A 5,555-nucleotide genomic window follows, 5' to 3' on the forward strand; every position below is an offset into this window, starting at 1 on the left:
TTGCCGGTGCCCGGATGATCACATCAGGAGCGCACGTGGAAGACACGACCAGACATCACATCGCGATCGTCGGCATGGCCGGGCGGTTCCCCGGTGCGCACGACATCGAAGAGTTCTGGCAGAACCTGGTGGCCGGGGTCGAATCGATCACGTTCTTCACCGACGACGAGCTGCGCGCCGCGGGCACGCCCGACGACCTGCTGGCCTTCCCCAACTACGTGCGGGCCGCGCCGATCGCACCCGGCACGGAGGACTTCGAGCCGGCCTACTTCGGCATGTCGACCCGCGAGGCCGAGATCCTCGACCCCCAGCACCGCCGCTTCCTGGAGGCCTCCGACGCGGCGCTCCAGCACGCGGGCTACGACCCGGCGCGCTACGAGGGCCGGATCGGCACGTTCGGCGGGGTCGGCATCAACCGCTACCGCGAGCTGAACGTCATCCGCAACAGCGACGCGATCAGGCTGATGGGCCACTTCGCCATCGACCTGTCCAACACCAGCGACTACGTCGCCACCCAGACCGCCTACCGCCTGGGCCTGCGCGGCCCCGCCCTGACGACGCTGACCGCCTGCTCCACCTCGCTCGTCGCGGTGCACACCGCGATCCGCTCGCTGCTGGCGGGCGAGTGCGAGATCGCCATCGCGGGCGGCGTGGACGAGCCGCTGCCCAAGGTGTCGGGCTACTTCTACGAGGACGGCGGCATCTTCTCCCCCGACGGCCACGCGCGCGTCTTCGACGCCAAGGCCAAGGGCACGATCTTCGGCAGCGGCGTCGGCATCGTCGTGCTGAAGCGGCTGGACGACGCCCTCGCCGACCGCGACACGATCCACGCGGTCATCCGGGGCTCGGCCATCAACAACGACGGCTCGGCGAAGGGCGCGTTCGCGGCGCCCAGCGTGCAGGGCCAGGTCCGGGTGATCACCGACGCGCTCGCGCGGGCCGGGGTGAGCGCCGACGACATCGGCTACGTCGAGGCCCACGGCACCGGAACCCTCGTCGGCGACCCGATCGAGGTCAACGCGCTCACCGAGGCCTTCAGGGCGTTCACCCGGAAGACGGGAGAGATCCCGATCGCCTCGGTGAAGTCGAACGTCGGCCACCTCGGCGCGGCGGCCGGGGTGACCGGGCTGATCAAGACCGTGCTGTGCCTGTCGCGGCACGCCCTTCCGGCCAGCCTCAACTACGAGGAGCCGAACCCGGCGATCGACTTCGCGTCGTCGCCGTTCTACGTCAACAGCGAGCTCGCGCCGTGGAAGCGGAACGGGCATCCGCTGGTGGCCGGGGTCAGCTCGTTCGGCGTGGGCGGCACCAACGCGCACATGATCGTCGAGGAGGGGCCGACCCGGCCTGCGGCGTCGTCGGAGGGGCCGTACCGGCTCATTCCGCTCGCCGCCCGCACGCCCACGGCGCTGACCGAGCTCGGGGCGCAGGTCGGGCGGCATCTGGAGGAGCGACCCGGCGACCTCGCCGACGCCGCCCACACGCTGAGCGTCGGCCGCACCGCGCGGGCGGTGCGCGGGTTCGTCGTCGCCGACGATCCGGGCGCCGCCGCCGAACGACTGGTCGCCGGGGTCGCGGCATCGAACCCGGCGCTCACTCCGCCGCGCGGCGGGGCGCGCGAGATCGCGTTCCTGTTCCCCGGGCAGGGCGCGCAGTACGCCGGGATGGGCCGGGACCTCTACGACACCGAGCCGGTCTTCCGCGCCGAGATCGACGCGCTGGCCTCGCTCGTCACCGAGTGGGACCTGCGGGAGAAGCTCTGGGGCGGCGAGGGCCTCAGTGAGACGTCCGTCACCCAGCCCGCGGTCTTCGCGGTCGAGTTCGCGCTGGCGACGCTGCTCCGCTCGTGGGGGCTGGAACCGGCCGCGATGGTCGGGCACAGCATCGGCGAGTACGTCGCCGCGACCCTCGCCGGGGTGTTCACCCGCGACGAGGCGATGAGGCTCGTGCTCGCGCGGGGCGCGCTGATGCAGGCGCTGCCGCGCGGCTCGATGCTGGCGGTGCCACTGACCGAGGAGCTGCTCACGCCCCTCCTCACCCCGCAACTGGACCTGGCCGCCGTCAACGCGCCCGACCTGTGCGTGGTCTCCGGGCCCGACGACGAGATCGCGGAGCTGCGCGCCGTGCTGTCGCTCCAGGGCGTCGAGGGCCGTCCGCTGCACACCTCGCACGCGTTCCACTCGGCGATGATGGATCCGATCCTGGACGAGTTCAGCGCCGCCGTCGCCGCCATCGGCCCCCGCGCTCCGGAACTGCCCTACATCTCCAACGTGACGGGGACCTGGATCACCGCCGAGCAGGCGACCGATCCGGCCTACTGGAGCGAGCACCTGCGCCGATGTGTGCGCTTCGGCGACGCGGTGGCGGTGCTGACCGAGGGGCGCCGCCGGGTGCTGGTCGAGGTCGGGCCGGGGACGACGCTGACCACGCTGGCACGGCGTCGGCTTGACGCCGAGATGGCGGGGCTGGTGGTGCCCGCGATGCGGCATCCGCAGCAGCGCACCTCCGACGTCGCGGCCCTGCTGACCGCCGTGGGGCAGGTGTGGCAGGCGGCCGGTGCGCTCGACTGGGACCGGTTCTGGGCGGGCGAGGAGCGGTCGCGGATCCCGCTGCCGGCGTATCCGTACGAGAAGCAGCGCTGCTGGGCCGAGCCCGACCCGGGCTCCGCTCCCCAGACGGCGGGGCCGGTGGACACCGGGCCCTACTACGTGCCGGTGTGGCGGGAGACGCCACTACCCGCTCCGGCGCCCGCCGACGAGCGGACGTGGATCGTGTTCTCGCCCGGTCATGGTGTGGCCGAGGAACTGGTGAAGCACCGTCGTGCGGCCGGACTGCCGGTGATCTCCGCAGGGCCTCAGGATGACATCACCGACACTTTGGCGAAGGTGTCCGGCGAACGGTTGATGATCGTGCACGCCCTGTCGGCGGCCGACTCCGCCGATGGGCCGCAAGGCTGGCTTGACCTGGGGTTCTACAGCGTTCTGAGCCTCCTTCAGGCCATCGCCCGGCGCCGGAGCGGGGCCGAGGCCGACCTCGTGCTGGTCACGACCGACATGAACGACGTATCCGGAAGTGATCCGGTCGAGCCCGCCAAGTCGGCGCTGCTCGGCCTGCTCAAGCTGGTGCCGAAGGAACTGACCGGCGTCACCTGCCGGGCCGTCGACTTCTCCGGCACCGGGAACGCCGCCGCCGACGCCCAGAGACTCACCGCTGAGATCACGGCCCAGGAAGAGGATCAGGTCTCCTACCGGGGCCGCAAGCGCTGGGTCTGGGGCTACGACCAGGTCGACCTCAACGCTTCGGGAGCCGGCACGGGACTGCGCGAGGGCGGGGTCTATGTCATCACCGGCGGACTCGGCGGGCTCGGTCTGGTGCTGGCACGAGACCTGGTCTCCAAGGTCGACGCGAAGGTGGTGCTCGTCGGGCGACGCGGGTTGACCGAGGATCGGGCTCAGGTCGTACAAGAGCTGGGAGACAGCGCGCTCGTGGTGGCCGCCGATGTCGCCGATGTCGAGGCGGTCCGGGAGGTGCGGCGGCAGGCGGAGGAGCGGTTCGGGCCGGTCAACGGGGTCTTCCACGCGGCCGGTGTGTCCGGTGGCGGCATGCTGGAGACCCGTTCCCCGCTGGACGCCGCCCAGGTCTTCGCCCCCAAGGTCGGTGGCCTGTACGCCATCGAGGAGGTCTTCGGCGACTCCCTCGACCTGCTGGTGCTCTACTCGTCCATCGCGGTCATCTCGGGCGACTTCGGTCTCGGTGACTACTGCGCCGCCAACGCGGTCATGGACGCCTACGCGCACGCCAAGGCGAACGGCCCCACGCGGGTCCTGTCGATCAACTGGCCGATCTGGTTCAACATCGGGATGGCGCACGACACGTACGCCCCGGCGGTCCTGACCGACTTCGAGCGTGGCGACCGCTACGAGCCGGTCGAGCACCCGCTGCTCGACAGCCGCCTCCACCAGCTCTACTCCGACGAGATCGTGTTCGTGAAACGGCTGACGGAGGCCGACTGGACGGTCGACGAGCACCGTCTCCAGGGCCTGCCCACGATGCCCGGCACCGGCCTGGTGGAGATCATCCGCGCCGGGTTCGAGCTGGGCACCGGCGTCGCCGACGCCGAGATCCGCGACGTGATCTTCATGCGCCCGCTGACGTTCGAGCACACCCGCAACATCCGCGTCGTCTACCGGCCGGACGGCGAGGGCGGCTTCCACGTCAGCGTCGGCGACGCCGAAGAGGGCCCCGAGCAGAACGAGTACACCCGGGCCAGGGTCCGCCGCGCCCCGGCCGAACCGGCGCCGACCCACGACCTGGGCATGCTGAAGATCCTCTGCGACCGCGAGGACACCCCGGCGTACGACCCGGTGATCGGCGGCCTGACCGTCGGCGCCCACTGGGACAACATCCGGGGCCGCTGGCGCGGTGACGACGCCGAGCTGGTGCTGGTCGAGCTCCCCGACGCCTTCCGGCACGAGGCGGCCGACTACGGCCTGCACCCCTCGCTGCTCGACAGCGCCAACGCGCTCGGCCAGAGCATCGCCGCCGACGCCCGTTTCCTCCCGTTCGGCTACGACCGCATCGTCGTCCGCGGACGTTTCCCCGACCGCGTCTACAGCCACATCCGGCACCGCGACGACACCACCGGCGACATGACCCGCAGCGACATCACCATCGTCGACGACGCGGGCCGCGAACTGGTCGCGATCGAGGGCTTCACCCTGCTGGCCTACGACACGGGCGGCCAGGCCGAAGCGGTCCCCGACGCTCCCGTCCTGACCGCGGGGCCGTCCGCCGCCGCGGACCTGGAGCTCAGGCTGCTGCGCGAGGCCGACCTGGAGTTCGGCATCCAGCCGGAAGACGGCTCGGCGGCGCTCTGGGAGATCCTCGGCAGCGGCGTGTTCCCGCAGCTCATCATGTGCCCCGACGGCCTGGGCGAACGCCTGCGCCGGGCGGCCGGGGTCACCCGGGAGGCGCTCCGCGAGCAGATCGCCCAGGCCCCGCAGCGGGCCGCCGCCGTCACCGCCCGCAACCTCGCCACCCCGTACGTCGCCCCGGCGAGCGCTTCGCAGCGCGCACTGTCGGGGTTCTGGCAGGACTCGCTCGGCGTCGACCAGGTCGGCGTGGACGACGACTTCTTCGACCTCGGCGGCAACTCGCTGATCGCCGTGCAGCTCGTGGCCCGCATCCGCGAGCACTTCAGGACCGAGCTCGCGGTCGCGGTGCTGTTCGAGTGCCGGACGGTCCGCAACCTCGCGGGCGACATCGAGGACACGCTCGCCGAGCGGGTCGCCGGAATGACCGACGAGGAGGCCGCCGCCCTCCTCGCCACCCTGGAGTAGGGAGACCACGTTGTTCGAGGACGACGACGACCGCGACTACACCGTCGTGATCAACCACGAGGAGCAGTACTCCATCTGGCCGGTCCAGCGGGCGGTGCCCGCCGGATGGTCCGAGGTGGGGCGGACCGGGCCGAAGGCCGACTGTCTGTCGTACATCGAAGAGGTGTGGACCGACATGCGGCCCAAGAGCCTGCGCGAGCGGATGGGCGGCTGAGC

2 protein-coding genes are annotated in these 5,555 nt (G+C 71.6%); both read left to right on the plus strand.

Translation table 11 applies throughout. The features are described 5' to 3' along the window. The first annotated feature begins 35 nt into the window (after window positions 1-35). Window positions 36-5,339: a type I polyketide synthase gene (locus ACYQ78_RS10595; protein WP_459800589.1), complete on the plus strand. Its 5,304-nt coding sequence runs from the start codon at window positions 36-38 to the stop codon at window positions 5,337-5,339. 10 nt (window positions 5,340-5,349) lie between these two features. Further along, window positions 5,350-5,553: an MbtH family protein gene (locus ACYQ78_RS10600; protein ID WP_459800590.1), complete on the plus strand. Its 204-nt coding sequence runs from the start codon at window positions 5,350-5,352 to the stop codon at window positions 5,551-5,553. Window positions 5,554-5,555 lie beyond the last annotated feature (2 nt).

The organism is Herbidospora sp. RD11066, assembly GCF_054661255.1.